The following is an 18,616-nucleotide window of genomic DNA, read 5'->3' on the forward strand; positions in this document are numbered from 1 at the left end:
TCACTCCGCGATGCGCACGTGGGTGCCTTCACGCGCGTACTTCACATGGGCCAGTCCGAACAGCGACAAGAGCTTGATGTACATCCAGCCGATGTCGAATTCGAACCACCGATGTGCGAATTTGGCCGAGTGGGGATCGGCGTGATGATTGTTGTGCAACTCCTCACCCGCGATGATGATGCCGATCGGGGAGATGTTGCGGCTCTCGTCCTTCACGTCATGATTGCGATAGCCGAGCGCGTGTCCGATGCCATTGATGACGCCGGCCGCCCAGAACGGGATCCAGATCATCTGCACCGCCCACACCACCGGGCCAGTGAACCAGCCGAAGAGCCAGATGTCGATGGCCAGCATGACCAGGATGCCCACGCTGGAGCGCTTGTCGAGCAGGTGCCGCTCGAGCCAGTCCTCGGGTGTGCCCTTGCCGTACTTCTCCAGCACGCCGGGCTGACGCACCGCCTTGCGGTAATAAAAGGCACCCTTGAGGAGGATATTGCGCAGCCCTTCCACGACAGGGCTGTGCGGATCGCCTTCCCGGTCGGCAAAGGCGTGATGCTTCCGGTGACAGGCCACCCATTCCTTCGTGCGGATCGCCGTGGTCAGCCAGAGCCAGACGCGCATCGGCAATTCGACCAGGCGATGGAACTGCACCCCGCGATGAGTCTGCGAGCGGTGCAGAAAAAGGGTGACGCAGATGTTGGTGAGGTGACCGGCAACGAGGATGAAGACGACCGGCTTCCACCAGTCGGTTCCCCAGCTTCCGAACTCGGGCATGTAACGACTCCAAACGGTGACGACTGCATGGTGCCCGCCGAGGCTCCGAACCAGCTCGACGTCCCGGCGGCAACCTGCAAAAATTAGTGCCGGGTGAGGGCTGGCGTCACCCGGCCCCGACGCCTTTCAATCGCTCGCGCTGCCATCGACGCCATCCCCGTGACCATCCTGGAGACCGTCCTCGAAACGCCGGAACCAGTCCCGCGTCGCCTCGAACACGGTGTCGCGGCAGTAGTCGGCCGAGATGATGTGACCACACCCCGTAAGCCAGCGCTGCTCCTTCACCGCACTGCCGATGCGCGCGAAATACCGCGCCGCGTCGGCAGCCGCAATGCGATTGTCTTCCCGTGACTGCAGATACAGCGTGGGCACCGTCAACGTGGGCAGTGCCCGGTGCGCGGCCTGCGCGATGGTACGCAGACCGGCCAACGCCTCGGCGGTCACGATGCCGGGGCCCAGGGCCTGCGCCCGCGCTTCCGGATCGTGAATGGAATGCTCGGCGCCCCTGCTTCTCTGATACGGCGTGACCCATTGCAGCACGGCCGCGGCATACGTCTGCCACCAGAGGCCGAACGGCATGCCCAGATACGGAGCCAGCAGCACGAGTGCGCGTTGATCGGGCGTCTCGTGCGCCTGCAGCAACGCCAGGGCGCCGCCCATGCTCTGTCCGCAGAGATGCACGATGCGGTGTGTCGCACGGAGCTCGGCATACGCGCCACGCACATGGGTGCGCCAGTTGTCGGCATGACCGTCACGCGCCAGTTCGGCGAGTGAACCGCCGTGGCCCGGCAACCGGGGCACGTCCACCGTGTAGCCCACGCCGTGCAACGCCGACGCCAGATAGCGCATCGACTGCGGCGTGTCGTTGAAGCCGTGCAGCAACAGCACCGCGATCCCGTTCACGCCCGTCAGCCGGAACGGCTCGGCGCCCCGCACGATGCCACTGACATCACGCGGGCGCCTGGCCTCGTCCTCACCCTCGAACCGGGCCGCGATCGTTGCGCGCCGGGTACGAAACATCGTCATGCGCGAAGGGACTCAGTACCGCGGAATATCCGGATTCACGTGCATGCTCCAGGCATCGATACCTCCTTCGATGTTCACCAGATGCTGGAAGCCCTGCTGCGCGAGCCAGTTGGCCGCCATCTCACTGCGCATGCCGTGATGACAGAGCAGTGCATAGGACCGCGTGGGGTCGAGTGTATGCACGTGGTCCGGAAGCTCCGAGAGCGGGATCAGTTCACTGGGCTCGATATGCGCGAGACCATATTCCCATGGTTCGCGCACATCGATGATCAGCGGCGGCGCGTCCTGCGTGAGCCGCGCCGCGACGTCGGTGGGATGGAGATACTCGATAGCCATGCGCGGGCGGATCAGCGACGGGCCGGCGGCGTTTCGAGTGCGGCACGCGCGCGATTCATCGCCGCGGTCGCATTGTCGAAACGCTGCACGAGATCGGCGATCTCCGCCGTGGTCTCCGCCTGTGTGCCATACCGGATGGCTTCGTTCACGCCCGGAAACACCATCGACGAATAGCCGTTGTCGACGTCGGCCGCATAGATGAGCGTGCGATACCAGGGGCGACTCTTGAGACCGGCATCGCGGGCGAACCCCCGCTCCACCGACAGCAGCGCCGTATTGGCCGCATCCTTCTGCGCCTTGCTCACGCCCTTGGCCAGCGCGGCATCACGCGCGCCGGCGAACTGCGTGGCCGCCTGACCGAGCCGGGTGATGGCCGCGGTGAGCGGCGTCACGGCCGCCGTGTTCCACCCTTTCTGCTTCAGCCCACGTTCCACCGGCGCGATGTACCGCAGCATCGTGTTGGCAAACTCCGCGTAGTCGTACGGCAGCACTTCCGCGTTGGCCAGACGCAGCGCCATCGCCGCGCCGATGCGACCGGACGCCGCATGATACAGGAAGCCTGGATCGCCGAACCGTTCCATCCATGCATAGGTGTCGTACGCCGAATGGTACGTGCCGGCCGGTCCGCCAAATCCCCAGTCGGCGGTGGGAATGCCGAAGTGATTGTAGAAACCGGCGAAGTCGCTGCCACCACCCGGATCACCCATGCCGGGCTCCAGCGAATCGGCACGGGTGCCCGACGTGAGCCGCCACGCCTGATACACCGAACCCCGTCCCTTGGGATCGGGCACACTCTTCACGATATCGCGCAGCACCGCCCGCAACGACGGGGTTCCGCCACCACCGAACTGCGAACCCTGCGCCGACACGTCCTGATTGAGATAGGCGATCGCGCCCTTCTTGAGGCGCAACGAATCGTCCTCGACGTATTCGGTGCTGCCCACCAGCCCCCACTCCTCGGCGTCCCACGTGGCAAATACGATCGTACGCTTGGGACGCAGTCCCTTCCTGGCCATATCGGCGAGCGCATTGGCCGCTTCGAGCACACTCACCGTGCCGCTGATGTTGTCGGCCGCGCCCGGTCCCCACGAGTCGCGATGCCCACCGATGTAGATGTACTGGTCGGGATACTCCGTACCACGCAGATACCCCAGCGTGTTGTGGATCTGTTTCGTGCCCCGCGTGGCCGCGTCGGTGACCACCTCCACTTTCACGCGCACCGGTCCGGGCCCAACGTGATAACGCAGGCCCATGCCGCCTTGCCAGTTGCGCGGGATGTCCGTTCCCCGGACCTGCGCCAGCAACTGTTCAGCGTTGTAGGCACTCACCGGGACGACGGGAATCTTCGGCAGTGGAGTCTCTTCGGGCTTGAGGCGCGGCGCGCCGGGCTTGCTCGCATACCCTGGCGTGAGCGGATCGCCGGTGCCGTTGAACACACTGCCGCGCTGCAGACCGCGCAACGGCCGCATCGGTCCATCCGGATAGATGTCGCCCTGCACGAATCCATCGTCGAGCGGGTCGGTGTAGATGAGCAGCGCCACCGCGCCGCGCTTCTCCGCTTCCCGCGCCTTGATACCGCGGAAACTCCGGCCATATCGCGCCAGCACGACCTTGCCCTTCACCGACACGCCCAGCGAATCGAGCGTGGCGTAGTCTTCGATCAGACCGAAGTTGACGAACACCAGCTCGCCTTCGCCGACGCCTTCGCCGGTGGAACCGTTCGCCGTGGGATACTGCGGCAACTGCGTGGCGGGATCGCTCGCGATGGGCGGCTCCGCCAGATCCAGCGCCACCGTGTCACGTCCCATACGCGTGATCTTCACGCTGGTGGCATGAGGCAGCCACACATCGTACGTGCGCACTTCGGTCTCGAGTCCCATCGCCTTCATCTGCTCGATGACATAGTCGCGCGTGCGGACCTGAGCGGGTGTGCCCGCCACATGCGGTTCGCGCGACAATGTTGCCGAATGGGCCTGCGCACGCGTAGGCAACGGGCCGCCGATGGCCTGTTGTTCGAGCTGCCGCTGCGCTGCCGCCGTGGCTGGTGCGTAGCCAGGAATGGTGGGCAACGCACCGGCCTGTGCCTGGACGATGCCGGGCACCGGGAGCGCCAACCCGAGCATGATCGCGGACGCCACCACGGGCAAGGCGCGATGCAATGCCGGAAGCAACGCAATAGGCAACGCGGGATGCCCACGATGGGAGAGGCAATCGCTGCCGCGTTGATGCATGCGGCGGGCGGAGGAGGAAACGAACACGGAGCACTCCGGAGGGTTGGGAGGAATCTCCGGACGCTCGTCGCTTTTCCGGCCGCTCGCAAGGCTTGGTTCGCGGAGAAGCCTCACCGCTCACGCGCCCCGGGAGTCGTCAGTCCGCCTCGTATTCCTCGGCCGCGCGGAGCAACGCCTGCTGCAACAAGGCCTCCCGATCACCGTTGTCCGGGAGCGCCGCGGAAAGCGCGGCGAACTGCCGCTGCATTTCATCCTCGAGCTGGGCGCGCGTGGGCGCCTGCACACCGAGCACTGCCAGGGACAGCACGGCCACGTCTCGGAGCTGCCGGACGGTTTCCTCGTCGAGCGCCGCGAGGGTCGGGGGGTGCACAGGCGCCGGCGCTCTTTCCCGGCGCCGGCGCGGCACCTCGAACAGCGCCCGCACGGGTGCGAACGTCACCACGAACGAGCCAGCCGTGTGCTCCGCGTATCCGGCTATGACATTCCGCCGACGCAGCGATGGCAGCAACCGCACGACCGCTTCGCGTACCGGCGAATAGCCGTCCACGCTGTTGTTGCCCCGTCCCGTGATGACGAGCGCTTCGTCCACCCCCAGCACCTGCTGTTCGCGCAGCCATCGCTCGCAGAGCGCCGTGGCCTGCAGCGCGGTGGGCTGCAGGGCCCGGAGATTGAGAATCCGATTCGCTCCGAAACGGAGTTCGTCGAACGCGCGTTCGATGGACATACCTGAAAGATTCCGATACGCCGGGCCGCTGTACAGCGCCTGGATGATACCCGTACGGCGCCTGCCGTCCGGTCGTCTACCGGATGGGACGGAACTCAGCGCCCGGTGGAGGCCGGGAGAATCATGCGCAGCACTTTGCCGTCGATGGGTTCGATGGGCTCCACGCCCACGATCTCGGCCAGCGTCGGCGCGACGTCCACCGAGCGGATGGGCTGGTTGTAGCGTCCCGGTTTGATCATCGGTCCCATGAAGAGGACCGGGATATGTGCATCGAGATCGTACGGACTGCCGTGCGTGGAATACCGGGTGGTGACCCAGTAGTAGCCCTCCTTGAACGTCACCGTCAGCACCGCCTGGATGTCCGGCGGCACCGAGTGCAGCCAGCGTCGCGCGATCTTGTCGCCCCTGGCCGCATTGGCCGCCAACGTGCTCACCCGGTCCACCCGCGCCATGCCGGGCAGTTTGAGCAGGGCGGCGCGCAAGGCGGTCACCACCGAATCGGCGTTCACGCCTTTGGCCCTGAGCCGCGGCTGGTCGAGCATGATGACACCCGACTGCAACACCAGGGCATCACCTTCCACGCCGCGTGCCGCGAGACCGCTGCGGGCCGCATCCATCACCGGACGGACGTCCACGCGACCGCGATTCGGATCGTCGCCCTTGAAGGCCAGCTCAGGAAGCGGTGTGACGCCGTGGTCGGCGCCGAGCGCAAAAACGATGCGACTGGAATCCCGCAGTTTGTACAGCGAATCGATGAGACGCCCCAGGGCCCGGTCGGTGCGCAGGATCTGATCGTGCAGTTCACGCGACAACGGGCCGTAGGCGTGACCGATCGCATCGACGGTGGACAGCGACACGGAGAGCACATCGGTGCTGGGGCCTTTACCCAGCTCCAGCGCGTGCACGCCCTCGAGCGCCATGTCCACCGTGATCTCGTCCATCCACGGAAAGTCCGTGAACTGGAAGGTGCCCTGCCGACGGTCGGCGGACAGGGTGTGCGGGAAGGTGAAATCGCGACCGCCATGTTCGACGGACACCGAATCGGGTTCGGGGTATTCGGACTCCGGCAGCAGCAGGTTCCATTCGGTGCCGAGGTACTTCGCGGTGACATCGCGTGCGTTGAAGCGCTGCACCCAGGTGGGCAGCGTATCGCCGAAATAGCGGCTGGTGGTGAACCCGCCATCGAGCGAATACCAGTAGGCCTGCTGTTTGGCCTTTCCGATGGGCAGGATGGCGCCGCGGTCCTTGCGGGACACCGACAGCGCCCGACTGAACTGATCGCGCGTACGCACCCAGTCGAAGAACGCCGAACCGCGGAACCGATAGGGTGAAGCACCGCCGCCCCGTCCGAACAGCAGCGGCGACTGCGGGTCGGCGACTCCGATTTCATTCAGCACCACACCGGTGTGCGACGGAAAGCGTCCCGACCAGAGGGTTGCATGCCCCGGCGCGGTCTCGGTGACGGCGTGATCGTGAAACGCCTGGGTGAAAAACGCTCCCTGATCGAGCAGACGCTTGAAGCCGCCGGTGAACTGGTGGCGGAAACGATCGAGGTAATCCGGACGGAGCTGGTCGACCGTGATCTGAACGACGAGCGTCGGCTTGGTCTGAGCGGCGGCAGGGACTGAGAGCGCCGCAGCGGCGATCCCGATGGTCGCACGCCGGAGGAGGCAACGGAGAGTGCGCATACCGGTAAGGTACACCCGGGTACACACCGGAACTCACGCCGGCCCAATACGAATCGAATACGAAACAGACATGATACGGGCAGTACACCGGCGGCCCCGTCCGGCCTCGTGCGCGCCGCCGGATCGACGCGCCAGGACAGGGCCTGCACCGCCGGTGATCGAGCCACGCGGGCTGGTACGCTGCGCGGTGTCGACACGCAATGGCACGCACGATGCGCACTGCGTGAGGAGACCGCACCGTTCACGGAGGCACGTGAAGGTGGAAACAATATTGAGCCACCGGCGCAACCTGGCAAGAACGCCGCGCCAACATCACACGAACGTCGCGCGGCGCGTCGGGATTCAGCGCACCGGTTTGCGTGCGGCCACGTGCGCCGCGACTTCGTGCGCGGTCGCATCGGGCGATGCGGACAGTCCGCGGACCACACCGTCGATATCGGCGTCCGATCGGTTCTGGCTCATCTTGAACTTGCCCTCGAGGACATCGATCGAGATCTCGATACCCACGATCGCGCGCGCCATCTGCTCGATATACGCCGCGGGCGCCTCGGCCATCGTCCAGGACGGCGACTGCGTCGCCTCGTGCACCGTGGTGAGCCGTTCGAGATGCGTCATCAGGAACTCCCGGTCGTCGCGCATCCGGAACGTGCCATGCACATGCACGGCGATGTAGTTCCACGTGGGCACGGCTTTGCCATGCTCGTGCTTGCCGGGATACCACCCCGGCGAGATGTACGCATCCGGACCGGTGAAGATCACCAGCACCTGCGCGCCGGCGTCCAACTGCGTCAGGTGCTTCGCGTGTGGATTGGCCAGCGCCAGATGTCCTTCCAGCACGCCGCGCTCCCGATCGAGCCAGAGCGGAAGATGCGTGGCATACAGGGCCGTCTCCCCGCCCGGCGCGCCGGAAATGAGCGCGCCGAGCGCATGCGCTTCGAGGAAGTCGAACAGCACCGCACGATCCGACTCCCGGAACGAGGCGGGGATGTACACGATCAGGCCTTGATCGCGCCTTCGAGAATCGCCAGCCCCTTTGCCAGCTCTTCACGGCTGATGACCAGCGGCGGCAGGAAGCGCAGCGTGTGCTCACCGGCACTCACGAGCAACAGCCCCTGGTCGAACGCACGGGCGATCACCGCCGCCGCGGGTTCGTGCACGTCCATGCCCCACATGAGGCCCGTGCCGCGAATGGCGCGCACGGCGCCGGTGCGTTCGGCGATGCCCTGCAACTGTTCACCGAACCAGGCCCCCGTCTCCCGGACATGCTGCAGCAGGGCCGGATCGGCGAGCCGCTGCACCACATGATGCGCCACGTGCGCGACCAGCGGACCGCCACCGAAGGTCGTGCCGTGATCACCCGGCTGCATGACGCGCGCCACGGTGTCGTTCACCAGAATCGCGCCCATGGGCAGTCCGTTCGCAATGGGCTTGGCGATGGTGAGCATGTCCGGTTCGAAGCCGAGCTGCTCGTAGGCGAAGAGCGATCCGGTGCGGCCAAGGCCACACTGGATCTCGTCGAGGATGAGCAGCACGTTCCGCTCGCGCGTGAGCGCGCGCAGACCGCGCAGGAACTCGGCGTCGACGATGCGCACCCCGCCCTCGCCCTGCACGGGCTCCACGATCACCGCGGCCGCGGTTTCCGGATCGAGCACGGCGCGCAGTTCGTCGAGATCCCGTTCGACGATCGTGACGCCACCCATGAGCGGACGGAACGGCAGCCGATACGCCGGCCGATCGGTGGCCGCGAGCGTGCCGGGCATGCGACCATGGAACGAACCGCGCAACGCGATGAGTTCGTGTTTGGCCTGATGTCCCGTGCTCTTGGCCCAGCGCCGCGCGAACTTGAACGCGCCTTCGTTGGCTTCGGCGCCGGAGTTGGCGAAGAACACACTGCTGGCGAACGAATGCGACACGAGCCACGCCGCCAGCGCTTCGCCAGGTGCGGTGCGATAGAGATTGGAGGTGTGGATGAGCCCTTGGGCCATCGCCTCCTGCATCGCCTGCATCACACCGGCGTCGGCGTGGCCCAGGGAAGACACGGCGATGCCGGCGACAAAGTCGAGATAGCGCTTCCCCGACTCGTCGATCATGTAGACGCCTTCACCTCGGACGAAGAGGGGCGCCTGTCGCTTGTACGTGCCCAGGATGGCGGGCAACGTCGTCGGTTCCACGGCCGGCGTCGGAGTGAACGCGGTCGCGGGAGCGGGCGAGGGCATCGTCGAAGTCATGGCAGCTACCTGGAAGAGACGGCATCCGTTGCGTCGGCGCGCGCAACGATCGCGGTTCCCGCACTGGGAACGGTGAGTGCGGCGAGATCCCCGATCCGCACCCGGGACACACCACCCGCCAGCGCCGCGGCGCAGGCGTCGAGCTTGGCGGCCATGCCGCCACCGGCAACACCACTGGCCACGAGGGCCTGCGTTTCGTCGAGCGTGAGCCGCGGCACGAGTGTTTTCGCGGCATCGAGCACACCGGGCACATCGGCCATGAGAAACAGTTCGTCCGCGCCCAGGGCGGCCGCGATCGCCGCGGCCGCGTCGTCACCATTCACGTTGTACGCACCAGCCACCGCGACGTCGTCACGGGCCGCCACCGGGGAGATCACGGGCAGGTAACCGGCATCGAGCAACGCCCGCACCACGGCGGGATCGACACGGGCCGGCGTGCCCGAATGACCGAACGTGGCGGCATCGATGGGCGTGGCGCGCAGCAAACCTGCATCCTCACCGCTGATGCCCACCGCCGGTGCGCCCGCCGCCACCAGCGCCGACACCATCTGCTTGTTGGCCAGCCCCGACAGCACCATGCGCACGAGTTCGAGCGCGGTGTCCGTGGTCACCCGGCGTCCACCGATGAACACCGGCTCCTCGCCGCGCAGACGCTGCAACGCGCTGATCTGATCGCCGCCGCCATGCACGACCACCAACCGGCGCCCCGATTGTTGCCAGAGCGCCGCGAGTGCGGCGGGAAGTGCGGGATCGTTCTGGGTGCGACCACCGAGTTTGACGACGAGCATCGGACGGAGTTGTGGGGTGTGGGGTGGTGGGTTGGGGGTGAACAACCGGGTTGTGAGTGATGGGTTGCGGGTGGTGGTGACCCGCGGCGCGAACCCCGCGACCCGTCACCCGGCAGTTCACCCCAAACCCAGCTCCCCACGACCCGGAACGGCCGTTACCGCTGCAACCCCGCCGTCTCCGGCAACCCCAGCATGAGATTCGCGTTCTGCACCGCCTGGCCCGCGGCGCCCTTCACCAGATTGTCGATCGCGCTGAACACCAGCAGCGTGGGGTGGCGCATGCCGGTGGGCGTGACCGCGCCGATGCGCACCACATTGCGATGCTGCACGTCGGCCAGTGCCGGCAATCCGTTCGTGAGTTCCACGAATGGCTCGTCGGCGTACATGGCGCGGAATGGTTCGAGCGGATCGGTGAGCGTGCGCGTCAGCGGCACGGTGATCGTGGAGAGAATGCCCCGATCCACCGGCAGCAGGTGCGGCGTGAACAGCAGATCGCAGTCGGCGCCGAGTTTGGTGAGCGTGTCGCGCATCTCGAACAGATGACGATGGGCATTGCCCACACCATACGCGCGATAGTTCTCGGTGACTTCGGCAAACAGGTACTCGAGCTTGGGCGATGCCCCGGCCCCACTCACACCACTCGCCGCCGCGATGCTCACCGTCCCACCGGACGCGATCAGTCCGGCCTTGGCCAGCGGCGCCAGCGCCACCAGCACACTCGTCGCATAACACCCGGGATTGGCCACCGTGCGCGCGCCATGCAACGGCGCGCGGAACAGCTCCGGCATGCCATAGGGCGCGTCCGCGGGCACACCATCGGGCAGCGCATGTGTGGTGCCGCCATGCCCCGGACGCAGATCGCTGGAGAGATCCACCACGCGCGCGCCGGCGGCGATCACACGGCCCACCCATTCGGCCGACGCGCCATGCGGCAGCGCCGCGAATACGAGATCCACAGCCGCCAGATCGGCCTCCTCGGGCGCGATGAGCGGCACGTCGTGCACCACGCCACCCGCCCGCACGCGCAGCGTGGTGCCGCGCTGCGTATTGGCCGTGGCGAAGGCGAGCGTGAGCTGCGGATGTCCGATCACGAGCGCACACAGCTCACGACCGGAGTAGCCGGAGGCGCCCAGCACCCCCACGCGGTAAGTCGGTGACGAAGACAAGTCGGGCACGTTCGGTGAAACGGAAGACGGTTGCATAGGGACCGGCATGTTATGCACAATTAATGCATAATTTTGCAAACTCGCGGTGTCAATCTCCCATCGACATCGCCTTATCCCGGAGTTGCCGTGTCCGACAAGCGCGACCGACAGCAGGCCATACGTGAGATCGTCACCGCACACGCGGTGGCCAGTCAGGAGGAGTTGCGCCTGCAACTGACCCGGCGCGGATGGGACGTCACACAGTCCACGCTCTCCCGCGATCTGCGGGAGTTGCGGCTGGCCCGCATTCCCGATGGCCAGGGACGCGCCCGATACACCTTCCCGGAACACACCAACGGGGATCAGGCGCTGGCCCGTCTCGAACGCATGCTGCCCGAACTCCTCGTGGGCGTGGAGGGCGTTCAGGTGCTGGTGGTGGCCCGCACCATGAAATCCGGGGCCCAGCCGGTGGCCGAGGCCCTCGATCAGCTCGAATGGCCGGACGTGGCCGGCACGATCGCCGGCGACGACACCGTCCTCATCATCTGCCGCAGCGCCGACGGACGGGAGCGCGTGCTCCGCAAGCTCCGCACCTACATCGACCGCTGAATCGCGACCACGAGTCGCGACCACCGAATCGCGACCGCCAGACCTCGATTGCTAGATTTCCGCGCCATGACTGCTTCTCACGCTTCGTCCGAATCCGGCGGCACCGCCAACGGCACCGCCAACGGCACCGCCAGCGGCGCTCAGGCGGGCTCCCACGACGGCACCCACAAGCTCTGGGGCGGCCGGTTCGCCGGCGGCCCTTCGCCGCTGCTCGATGCCATCAACCGCTCCATCGGCACCGACTTCCGTCTCTGGCCGCACGATGTGCGTCTCTCCAAAGCCTGGGCCGCGGGACTCGGCCAGGCCGGGGTGCTCACACCGGAGGAGAGCCTCGCGCTGCAGCACGGTCTCGATCGGGTGGCACAGCGCCTCGCCGATGGCGCGCAACCCATCGCGACGGACGAAGACATCCACACGATGATCGATCGGTTGTTGCACGAGGAGGCCGGCACGGTGGCCTCCAAGCTGCACACGGGTCGTTCACGCAACGATCAGGTGGCCACGGCCTCGCGTCTCTGGACGATGGACGCCTGTCGCCGTCTCGATGCGGCCATCCGTGAGCTGCAGCAGGCGTTGCTCACGCAGGCCGAATCGCTCACCGACACGATCCTGCCCGCCTACACACATCTCCAGCGCGCCCAGCCGGTGAGTGGCACACATTGGCTGCTCTCGCATTTCTGGCCGCTCGATCGTGACCGCACACGTCTGGCGAATGCCGAACGGGGGGCGGCCATCCTGCCGCTCGGCTCCGGCGCCATTGCCGGCTCGGCGTTCCCCGTGCCGCGCACGTTGCTCAAGGAATCCCTGGGCTTCGTCGCCATCTCGCCCAACTCCATCGACGCCACGGGCGATCGCGATTTCATCGCCGAAACGCTCTTCGCCTGCACGATGACGGCGCTGCACTGCTCGCGCATCGCCGAGGACCTGATCATCTACGGCTCGAGCGAATTCGGGTTCGTGAAGTTCGGCGACGGCTTCTCCACCGGCAGCAGCATGATGCCGCAGAAGCGCAATCCCGATGTCTTCGAACTGGCCCGTGGATCGGGCGCGCGGGTCCTTGGCGATCTCGTCTCGTTGCTGGGCACCATCAAGGGACTGCCCAGCGGTTACAGCAAGGATCTGCAGGACGACAAACGGGCGCTGTTCAACGCAGTCGACCTGCTGTTCCTCGTGCTGCCGGCCATGGCCGGTGCGGTGAGTGAATTGCGATTCGACCGCACGCGCATGCGCGCCGCCGTTTCGAGCGCGATGATGGCCACCGATCTGGCCGACTATCTCGTGAAGCGCGGCGCCACGTTCCGCGAAGCCCACGGCGCCGTCGGTTCGCTCGTGCGTCAGGCCGAGGAAGCCAACATCGAGATGACCGACCTGCCGACGGAAGCCTTTGCCCGGGCGCATGCGCTCTTCGGCGCCGATGCGCGCGAAGCGTTGGGCGCCGAAGCGTCGCTGGCCGCCCGTGACATCGACGGAGGAACGGGTCCGAACGCGGTGGCGCGCCAGGTCGAACAGGCGCGGGCCAGTCTGGCGATACCGGCATGAGCGGTGGGATCGGTGTGGCGGAAGGCGTACCACTCGTCGCGCGGTTGGAGGGTGTGGTCTTCGACTGCGACGGTGTGTTGGTCGACAGTGAACGCATTACCAACCGCGTCTGGGCCGAACTGCTGACCGAGCTGGGAATGCCCACCACCACCGAACAATCACTGGCCACGTATCTGGGCAACTCGATGGCCCGATGCCTCGAGATTGTCGGCGAACGGTTCGGCAGACCCGCCCCCGACGAATTGCTTCCGCGTTTCCAGGCCACCGTGGCGACGGCACTGGTCCATGAGGTGACAGCCGTGCCGGGAATCGTTCCGTTGCTCGACCGACTCGACGCAGCACGAATTCCGTACGCGGTGGCCTCGAATGGCGAACAGACCAAGATGCAGACCACGCTGGGAGCCACCGGTCTCGCGGCGCGTTTTGTCGACCGGCGATTCTCCAGCCTGGAGGTGGGTCGACCCAAGCCGGCACCCGACGTGTATCTGCACGCCGCTCGTGCCATCGGTGCGGCGCCGGCACGTACGGTCGCCGTGGAAGACAGTCCCCTGGGTGTGCAGGCCGCTGTCGCTGCTGGCATGGTGGTGATCGGATACGCCGAACTGGTCGACCCGAAGCGGCTGCGGGCCGCGGGCGCAGCGGCGACGGTGGAACATCTCGACGAGGTCGCATCACTGCTCGGCATCCCGTCGATGGTCTCCGGAAGCTAGATGGCACATTACAATCGTCGCGCTAAGACGGCGGGACCGTGTCGACGTGCGTGTCGGTGCCACCAACCACATTGACTCCGGGAATGCGATTCACGAAGTTTGGCCCGCTGTCGGATGAGATCTTCCCCGTGTCATGACCTGCAAACGCCAAGGAGCTTCCCTATGCGTCGCCTGAATCCCCGCAATTTCGTACTCGCCGGCCTGATGGGTGTCACGCTGGTATCGAACACCGCCTGCTTCGCCAGTTTCCCGCTCACCCGCAAGCTGTACAACTACAACAAAGGCCTCGGCGGCAAGTGGGTGCAGGAGATCTTCTTCCTCGCGACGGGCGTGATCCTGCCGGTCTACGGCGTGGCCGGTCTGCTGGACATGGTGATCTTCAACTCCATGGAGTTCTGGACCGGCAAGCCCGCATTGCAGTCGGCTTCGGCCCCTGAGACCAAGGTCAAAGTGGTGGCCAAGGGCGATGTGAAGCTCACGCAGACGATGACGCGCTCGGCGGAAGGCCGGACGATGATCCTCGAAGAGGAAGTGAAGGGGCAGTTCCACAGCCGCACCGTGCTGTCACAGGCGGCGGATGCCTCGGTGGTGACGGCCAACATCACGTATGCGGATGGTCGCACCGAAACGCGTACGCTGACGGTGGACGAAGCGGGCAAGTTCACGGTGGCAGGCACGAAGCAGCTGCCGCGCACGCTGACGGCGGATGAAGTGGACGCACTCACCTCGCGCCTGAGCGCCCTCAGCCTCACCGCGTACTGACGGGTGGTGCACCGCGGTCGCATTGCGGACGCGTCATGAATCTTTCCGGGGCCGCATGCCGTACCGTATGCGGCCCCGGATCGTTCGTATGTGCGATTCGGGAAAATCGGAGAGGGACGATTGGTTGAGCTTGTCACACGGGATCTCTCAGCACCGTGTCATCCCTCTCCATTCGACATCCCCTTGCTGCTCGACGATTTTGGCGGCATTGATTGACGCGGGCGCTGCTGCCCGCTTCTTTCGTCATCATCACACAGCAGAACAGATTCCACACGCTTCAGGAGAAGTGCATGACCGCTCGTTTTACCCGCCTCGCCGTTGCCGCCGCCCTGGTGGCCGCGCTGCCGCTCGCGGCTTCGGCCCAGTCCAAGACGTTCACGAAGGGAGATCGTGTTGCCTCGATCAACTTTCTGACTGGTGGTGACTACAACGGATCCGGCGTGGGTGCCCAGGCGGAGTGGGGTCTGCTCCCCATTGGCAAGGCGACACTGGGTATCGGTGCGTTCGTCGGCTATGTGAAGGACAGCCAGACCTACGGCAGCTTCAAGGGCTCGAACAAAGTCATGCCGATCATGGCGGTGGGCAACATTCACTTCCCGATCGAATCGCAGCCGAAGCTCGACCTGTACGCGGGCGCCAGCGTTGGTTTCGTTCACTGGTCGTGGGATACCAACATCCCGTCTTCTTTCGGCTACGATGCGAGCAGCACCGATTCCGGCTTCGGCATCCAGGGCGGCGCCCGCTACTGGCTCGGCTCCAAGCTTGGCGTCAATGGTCAGATCGGCTTCGGCGACATCCCGCTCCTCCACGCCGGCATCTCGTTCAAGTTCTGATCGACCTTCGGGTGAAGACAACGGGGGCGCGTGCATTCGAGCACGCGCCCCCGTTCGTCTTCGTGTCGTGCGCACGACAACCGACGACCATCAGAACGCGTACCCGATCGTGAGTCGCATGGTGGGCACCACGCGCTCGATGCCGTGAGCCCGTTCACCTGGGATGAAATACCGCTTCACACCGGCTCCTATCGTCACCGCGGTGGCCTGACTGCTACCCAGCAGCCATTGGTATTGTCCTTCCACCGAGAACGTCGGCGCCGACTCCGTGTGGTCGTTCTTCCGGCAGGTGACATCGTCGCAGGTGTCCTCGTCGAGGCGTACCGCGCCGTACCCGAGTCCGGCGGCGACGCCGAGTCCCTGCAATGCGCGTTCCTGGGGATAGAGCCGGATTTTTGCGTCGAGGTTCGTGTGGTAATCATCCAGCTTCATGTACGAACCGCTGAGGGCCAGCGCGACATTGGACTTGATGCGCTGCTCGTACTCGCCCTGGAAGTAGCCGAACAACGGCAGGAAAGGATTGAACGAAATGATGTGGGCGGGACCACTCCCTTCGGCGCGGGTCGCGCGAGTCTGGTCCCGCAAGGAGCCCTGTGCCGCGACATCGTACGGCAATGCCAGGGTGATGGCGCCAGCCAACAGGGCGGCGCTTGCGGTACGAGCGATCAGACGACGATGACGATGGTGCATGAGAACCTCGGAAAATCTTGCTGCTGCTGTGCACGGACCGACAAGAGAAATGCCCTGCGTGCACGAAGCACGCAGGGCACGCTCGTCGATACCGATGGATCGGAGATGGATCAGAACCGGATGCCGAAGGTGATCGGCAGGAAGTTCATGCTGCTCGGGTCACGGAAAACGTTCACGTACTTCGCCTCCAGGAACGTGGAGAAACCGGAGAGCTGGAAGCGCAGGCCGCCGCCCACCTGGATGCCCACGTCGGTGGTGCCATCGGACGTTCCGGTCGTGCTGCCCAGATTGTACTCGAACTTGGTGTTGTACATGCCCACACCGCCGAGCAGATACGGCCTCACCATGCTCGACGTCGGCACGTCGTAGAGTGCGTTGGCCACGAAGCCCAGGCTCTGCAGCTTGAGGTCGTCACTGACCTTCGACCCCCACTTGTCGAAGCTCACATCGGCGCGGAAGCCCAGGGACTTCATGGACGCCGGCTTCAGGAAAACGTGGCCCGCCACGGTATATCCGGCATCCGCCCCGTCACCGAGGTCACCCATGGGCAACGAAAGACCGCCGCTGACGCCAAACGACACCGGCTTGTCGGAGCTGGTCTGGGCCGCCAGGGCCGCAGGCGCGGTCAGAGCCGCCGCCAGTCCGAACGCACGCAGTGCACGCTTCATGCTCTCCTCCAGGAGGTTGATTTTGAGGTGATACGTTTTCGTAACCCGGAACTCAGTCAGGGATCCGTTCGACACGCGTCACGAAGTACTCCGTTTCCCCGAAGCACGACGAGGGCAATCCGATATGCTGTTCGTAGTACACGGACACCCGTTCGCCGCTGAGTGATTCGAGGGCCCGGGCCAGGGAATCGCTCCGCACGGTAAAGGTGAAACTGTCGGATCGGAAGCCACGGGCGATGTCCGTGTACAATGTCCCCTCCCACGTTTTGCAGACATATCCCTTCCGGGCGATCTTCTGCACATAACCGGCACGTTTGCCGTCCGAGTAACTCCAGGACAGGGCGATCGCGGACCATGCCGCCAGTCCGAGCACCGGAAGGCCGATCACCACGGCGAGAGTGGTCAGCAGCCAGTGCCGCCGGAAGAACGAACGACGCGGGGCCGCGGGGATGGCCGGGGACATGGGATCGTCCGACGCCATACCGGATGGCGGATCGTCCGAGCCTGAAGAGGATGAGGGGTCGGTCATGTGCTGGAACTTGGGGGAGGCCCTGAGGACGCGCTAGCTTACGGAACTCACTCTCAACCGGGTTTCAGTATCGTGTCTTCTGTCACCGAATTTGCCCGACGCCGACCGACCGTCACGGTCCGCGTGCGTGGTGTCCCTGTTGGCTCCGGGTCGCCCGTGGTCGTGCAATCGATGACCAACACCGATACCGCGGACGCCGCCGCGACGGCCGATCAGGTGGCGGCGTTGTACGAAGCGGGTTCGCAGAAGGTCCGTATCACGGTCAACAACGACGAGGCCGCACAGGCGGTCCCGGAAATCCGCCAGCGCCTCACCGACCGTGGACTGGACGTGCCGATCATCGGCGACTTCCACTACAACGGGCATCTGCTGCTCACCAGGTACCCGGCCGCGGCGGCCGCGCTGGACAAGTACCGCATCAATCCCGGCAACGTGGGCTCCCGTCATCGCGACGCCAACTTCACGACCATCGTGCAGGCGGCCATCGAGCATGACAAGCCCGTGCGGATCGGCGTCAACTGGGGTTCGCTCGATCAGGATCTGCTCACGCAGATGATGGACGCCAACGCATCGTCGGCCACGCCGCGCGATGCCAAGGATGTCTACATGGACGCGATGCTGGAAAGCGCCCTGCGTTCGGCCGCCCTGGCGGAGGAAGTGGGCCTCGCGCACGACAAGATCATCGTCAGCGCCAAGATCTCCGTCGTGCCCGATCTGGTGGAGTGTTACCGCCGTCTGGCCACACGGTGCGACTATCCGCTGCACCTCGGCCTCACCGAAGCCGGCATGGGCAACAAGGGCGTCATCGCCTCGACGGCGGCACTGTCGATCCTGCTGGCCGAGGGTATCGGCGACACGATCCGTGTGTCGCTCACGCCGAAGCCGGGCGGTGACCGTCGCGAGGAAGTGTATGTCGCGCAGCAGATCCTGCAGTCACTGGGGCTGCGTTCGTTCGCGCCGCAGGTGACCGCCTGTCCGGGGTGCGGGCGCACGACCAGTTCGTTCTTCCAGCACATGGCCGAAGACATCCAGGGCTACCTGCGCGAACAGATGCCCCTCTGGCGCGCGTCGTATCCCGGCGTGGTGGACATGAAGGTCGCCGTGATGGGTTGCGTGGTGAACGGTCCGGGCGAGTCGAAGCACGCCAACATCGGCATCTCCCTGCCGGGCACGTTCGAAGAACCCAAGGCGCCGGTGTACGTGGACGGCAAGCTGTTCACGACGCTCAAGGGCGACCGCATCGTGGCCGAGTTCCTCGTGATTCTCAACGAGTACGTGGAGCGGACGTACGGACAGCTCTCGGCGGTCTGACGCTCTATCTGCGTTCCCCCGCTGT

The 18,616-nt window shown here is 65.6% G+C and carries 19 protein-coding genes; 6 read left to right on the forward strand and 13 right to left on the reverse strand.

The features are described 5' to 3' along the window. The 10 genes from WG208_RS04355 to argC form a co-directional block, all read right to left on the reverse strand. Positions 1-774: a fatty acid desaturase gene (locus tag WG208_RS04355; RefSeq protein WP_337170108.1), complete on the reverse strand. Its 774-nt coding sequence runs from the start codon at positions 772-774 to the stop codon at positions 1-3. Positions 775-900: 126 nt separating this feature from the next. After that, complete coding sequence (locus tag WG208_RS04360) at positions 901-1,800, reverse strand: alpha/beta fold hydrolase (RefSeq protein ID WP_337170109.1); 900 nt, start codon at positions 1,798-1,800, stop codon at positions 901-903. A 12-nt stretch (positions 1,801-1,812) separates the two neighbouring features. Next, positions 1,813-2,136 carry a rhodanese-like domain-containing protein gene (locus WG208_RS04365; RefSeq protein WP_337170110.1) on the reverse strand — a complete coding sequence of 108 codons (324 nt, stop codon included), beginning with the start codon at positions 2,134-2,136 and terminating at the stop codon, positions 1,813-1,815. A gap of 11 nt (positions 2,137-2,147) precedes the next feature. Continuing rightward, positions 2,148-4,394 (reverse strand): M28 family metallopeptidase, encoded by a 2,247-nt coding sequence (locus WG208_RS04370; RefSeq protein WP_337170111.1) that lies wholly within the window; start codon positions 4,392-4,394, stop codon positions 2,148-2,150. Positions 4,395-4,503: 109 nt separating this feature from the next. Next, positions 4,504-5,091 carry a hypothetical protein gene (locus WG208_RS04375; RefSeq protein WP_337170112.1) on the reverse strand — a complete coding sequence of 196 codons (588 nt, stop codon included), beginning with the start codon at positions 5,089-5,091 and terminating at the stop codon, positions 4,504-4,506. A 95-nt stretch (positions 5,092-5,186) separates the two neighbouring features. Continuing rightward, the gene (locus WG208_RS04380) at positions 5,187-6,779 is read right to left on the reverse strand and encodes an alkaline phosphatase family protein (RefSeq protein ID WP_337170113.1); all 1,593 of its coding nucleotides are present in this window, start codon (positions 6,777-6,779) and stop codon (positions 5,187-5,189) included. Positions 6,780-7,121: 342 nt separating this feature from the next. Then, positions 7,122-7,772: an FMN-binding negative transcriptional regulator gene (locus tag WG208_RS04385; RefSeq protein ID WP_337170114.1), complete on the reverse strand. Its 651-nt coding sequence runs from the start codon at positions 7,770-7,772 to the stop codon at positions 7,122-7,124. 2 nt (positions 7,773-7,774) lie between these two features. Further along, positions 7,775-9,007, reverse strand: coding sequence for an acetylornithine transaminase (locus WG208_RS04390; RefSeq protein ID WP_337170115.1), 1,233 nt, complete (start codon positions 9,005-9,007; stop codon positions 7,775-7,777). Between the two features lie 5 nt (positions 9,008-9,012). Beyond that, positions 9,013-9,795, reverse strand: a complete 783-nt coding sequence (gene argB / locus WG208_RS04395) for an acetylglutamate kinase (RefSeq protein WP_337170116.1) — start codon at positions 9,793-9,795, stop codon at positions 9,013-9,015. A 155-nt stretch (positions 9,796-9,950) separates the two neighbouring features. Then, a complete protein-coding gene (gene argC, locus WG208_RS04400) occupies positions 9,951-10,970 on the reverse strand; it encodes an N-acetyl-gamma-glutamyl-phosphate reductase (RefSeq protein ID WP_337170117.1) in 1,020 nt (339 codons plus the stop codon). Between the two features lie 117 nt (positions 10,971-11,087). Between argC and argR the strand changes: the two genes are divergently transcribed. From argR to WG208_RS04425, 5 genes are all read left to right on the forward strand, one after another. Beyond that, positions 11,088-11,549: an arginine repressor gene (argR, locus tag WG208_RS04405; RefSeq protein WP_337170118.1), complete on the forward strand. Its 462-nt coding sequence runs from the start codon at positions 11,088-11,090 to the stop codon at positions 11,547-11,549. Between the two features lie 66 nt (positions 11,550-11,615). Then, positions 11,616-13,088: an argininosuccinate lyase gene (gene argH / locus WG208_RS04410; protein WP_337170119.1), complete on the forward strand. Its 1,473-nt coding sequence runs from the start codon at positions 11,616-11,618 to the stop codon at positions 13,086-13,088. Continuing rightward, the gene (locus WG208_RS04415) at positions 13,085-13,798 is read left to right on the forward strand and encodes an HAD family phosphatase (protein WP_337170120.1); all 714 of its coding nucleotides are present in this window, start codon (positions 13,085-13,087) and stop codon (positions 13,796-13,798) included. The genes argH and WG208_RS04415 overlap by 4 nt, the downstream gene beginning before the upstream one ends. 162 nt (positions 13,799-13,960) lie before the next feature. Continuing rightward, a complete protein-coding gene (locus tag WG208_RS04420; protein ID WP_337170121.1) occupies positions 13,961-14,560 on the forward strand; it encodes a DUF3332 family protein in 600 nt (199 codons plus the stop codon). Positions 14,561-14,850: 290 nt separating this feature from the next. After that, on the forward strand, positions 14,851-15,393 hold the full coding sequence (locus WG208_RS04425; protein WP_337170122.1) for an outer membrane beta-barrel protein: 543 nt from the start codon (positions 14,851-14,853) through the stop codon (positions 15,391-15,393). A 90-nt stretch (positions 15,394-15,483) separates the two neighbouring features. Here WG208_RS04425 and WG208_RS04430 read toward each other — a convergent pair whose 3' ends face one another. From WG208_RS04430 to WG208_RS04440, 3 genes are all read right to left on the reverse strand, one after another. Then, entirely contained in the window at positions 15,484-16,083 is a 600-nt protein-coding gene (locus WG208_RS04430; RefSeq protein WP_337170123.1) for a hypothetical protein, read from the reverse strand. 110 nt (positions 16,084-16,193) lie between these two features. Next, positions 16,194-16,751: an outer membrane beta-barrel protein gene (locus tag WG208_RS04435; RefSeq protein ID WP_337170124.1), complete on the reverse strand. Its 558-nt coding sequence runs from the start codon at positions 16,749-16,751 to the stop codon at positions 16,194-16,196. A 52-nt stretch (positions 16,752-16,803) separates the two neighbouring features. Beyond that, the gene (locus WG208_RS04440) at positions 16,804-17,214 is read right to left on the reverse strand and encodes a hypothetical protein (protein ID WP_337170125.1); all 411 of its coding nucleotides are present in this window, start codon (positions 17,212-17,214) and stop codon (positions 16,804-16,806) included. A 138-nt stretch (positions 17,215-17,352) separates the two neighbouring features. Here WG208_RS04440 and ispG point away from each other — a divergent pair, with 138 nt between their 5' ends. Further along, positions 17,353-18,591, forward strand: a complete 1,239-nt coding sequence (gene ispG / locus WG208_RS04445) for a flavodoxin-dependent (E)-4-hydroxy-3-methylbut-2-enyl-diphosphate synthase (protein ID WP_337170126.1) — start codon at positions 17,353-17,355, stop codon at positions 18,589-18,591. Positions 18,592-18,616 lie beyond the last annotated feature (25 nt).

The organism is Gemmatimonas aurantiaca (assembly GCF_037190085.1).
GTDB lineage: Bacteria > Gemmatimonadota > Gemmatimonadetes > Gemmatimonadales > Gemmatimonadaceae > Gemmatimonas > Gemmatimonas aurantiaca_A.

Excerpts from the sequence above, each read along its gene's own strand:
- WG208_RS04355 (WP_337170108.1), bottom strand. The coding sequence starts at position 774 with ATGCCCGAGTTCGGAAGCTGGGGAACCGACTGGTGGAAGCCGGTCGTC.
- WG208_RS04435 (WP_337170124.1), bottom strand. The coding sequence starts at position 16,751 with ATGAAGCGTGCACTGCGTGCGTTCGGACTGGCGGCGGCTCTGACCGCG.
- WG208_RS04430 (WP_337170123.1), bottom strand. The coding sequence starts at position 16,083 with ATGCACCATCGTCATCGTCGTCTGATCGCTCGTACCGCAAGCGCCGCC.
- WG208_RS04360 (WP_337170109.1), bottom strand. The coding sequence starts at position 1,800 with ATGACGATGTTTCGTACCCGGCGCGCAACGATCGCGGCCCGGTTCGAG.
- argB (WP_337170116.1), bottom strand. The coding sequence starts at position 9,795 with ATGCTCGTCGTCAAACTCGGTGGTCGCACCCAGAACGATCCCGCACTT.
- WG208_RS04380 (WP_337170113.1), bottom strand. The coding sequence starts at position 6,779 with ATGCGCACTCTCCGTTGCCTCCTCCGGCGTGCGACCATCGGGATCGCC.
- WG208_RS04415 (WP_337170120.1), top strand. The coding sequence starts at position 13,085 with ATGAGCGGTGGGATCGGTGTGGCGGAAGGCGTACCACTCGTCGCGCGG.
- WG208_RS04420 (WP_337170121.1), top strand. The coding sequence starts at position 13,961 with ATGCGTCGCCTGAATCCCCGCAATTTCGTACTCGCCGGCCTGATGGGT.
- WG208_RS04375 (WP_337170112.1), bottom strand. The coding sequence starts at position 5,091 with ATGTCCATCGAACGCGCGTTCGACGAACTCCGTTTCGGAGCGAATCGG.
- argH (WP_337170119.1), top strand. The coding sequence starts at position 11,616 with ATGACTGCTTCTCACGCTTCGTCCGAATCCGGCGGCACCGCCAACGGC.
- WG208_RS04365 (WP_337170110.1), bottom strand. The coding sequence starts at position 2,136 with ATGGCTATCGAGTATCTCCATCCCACCGACGTCGCGGCGCGGCTCACG.
- WG208_RS04440 (WP_337170125.1), bottom strand. The coding sequence starts at position 17,214 with ATGTCCCCGGCCATCCCCGCGGCCCCGCGTCGTTCGTTCTTCCGGCGG.
- WG208_RS04390 (WP_337170115.1), bottom strand. The coding sequence starts at position 9,007 with ATGACTTCGACGATGCCCTCGCCCGCTCCCGCGACCGCGTTCACTCCG.
- WG208_RS04425 (WP_337170122.1), top strand. The coding sequence starts at position 14,851 with ATGACCGCTCGTTTTACCCGCCTCGCCGTTGCCGCCGCCCTGGTGGCC.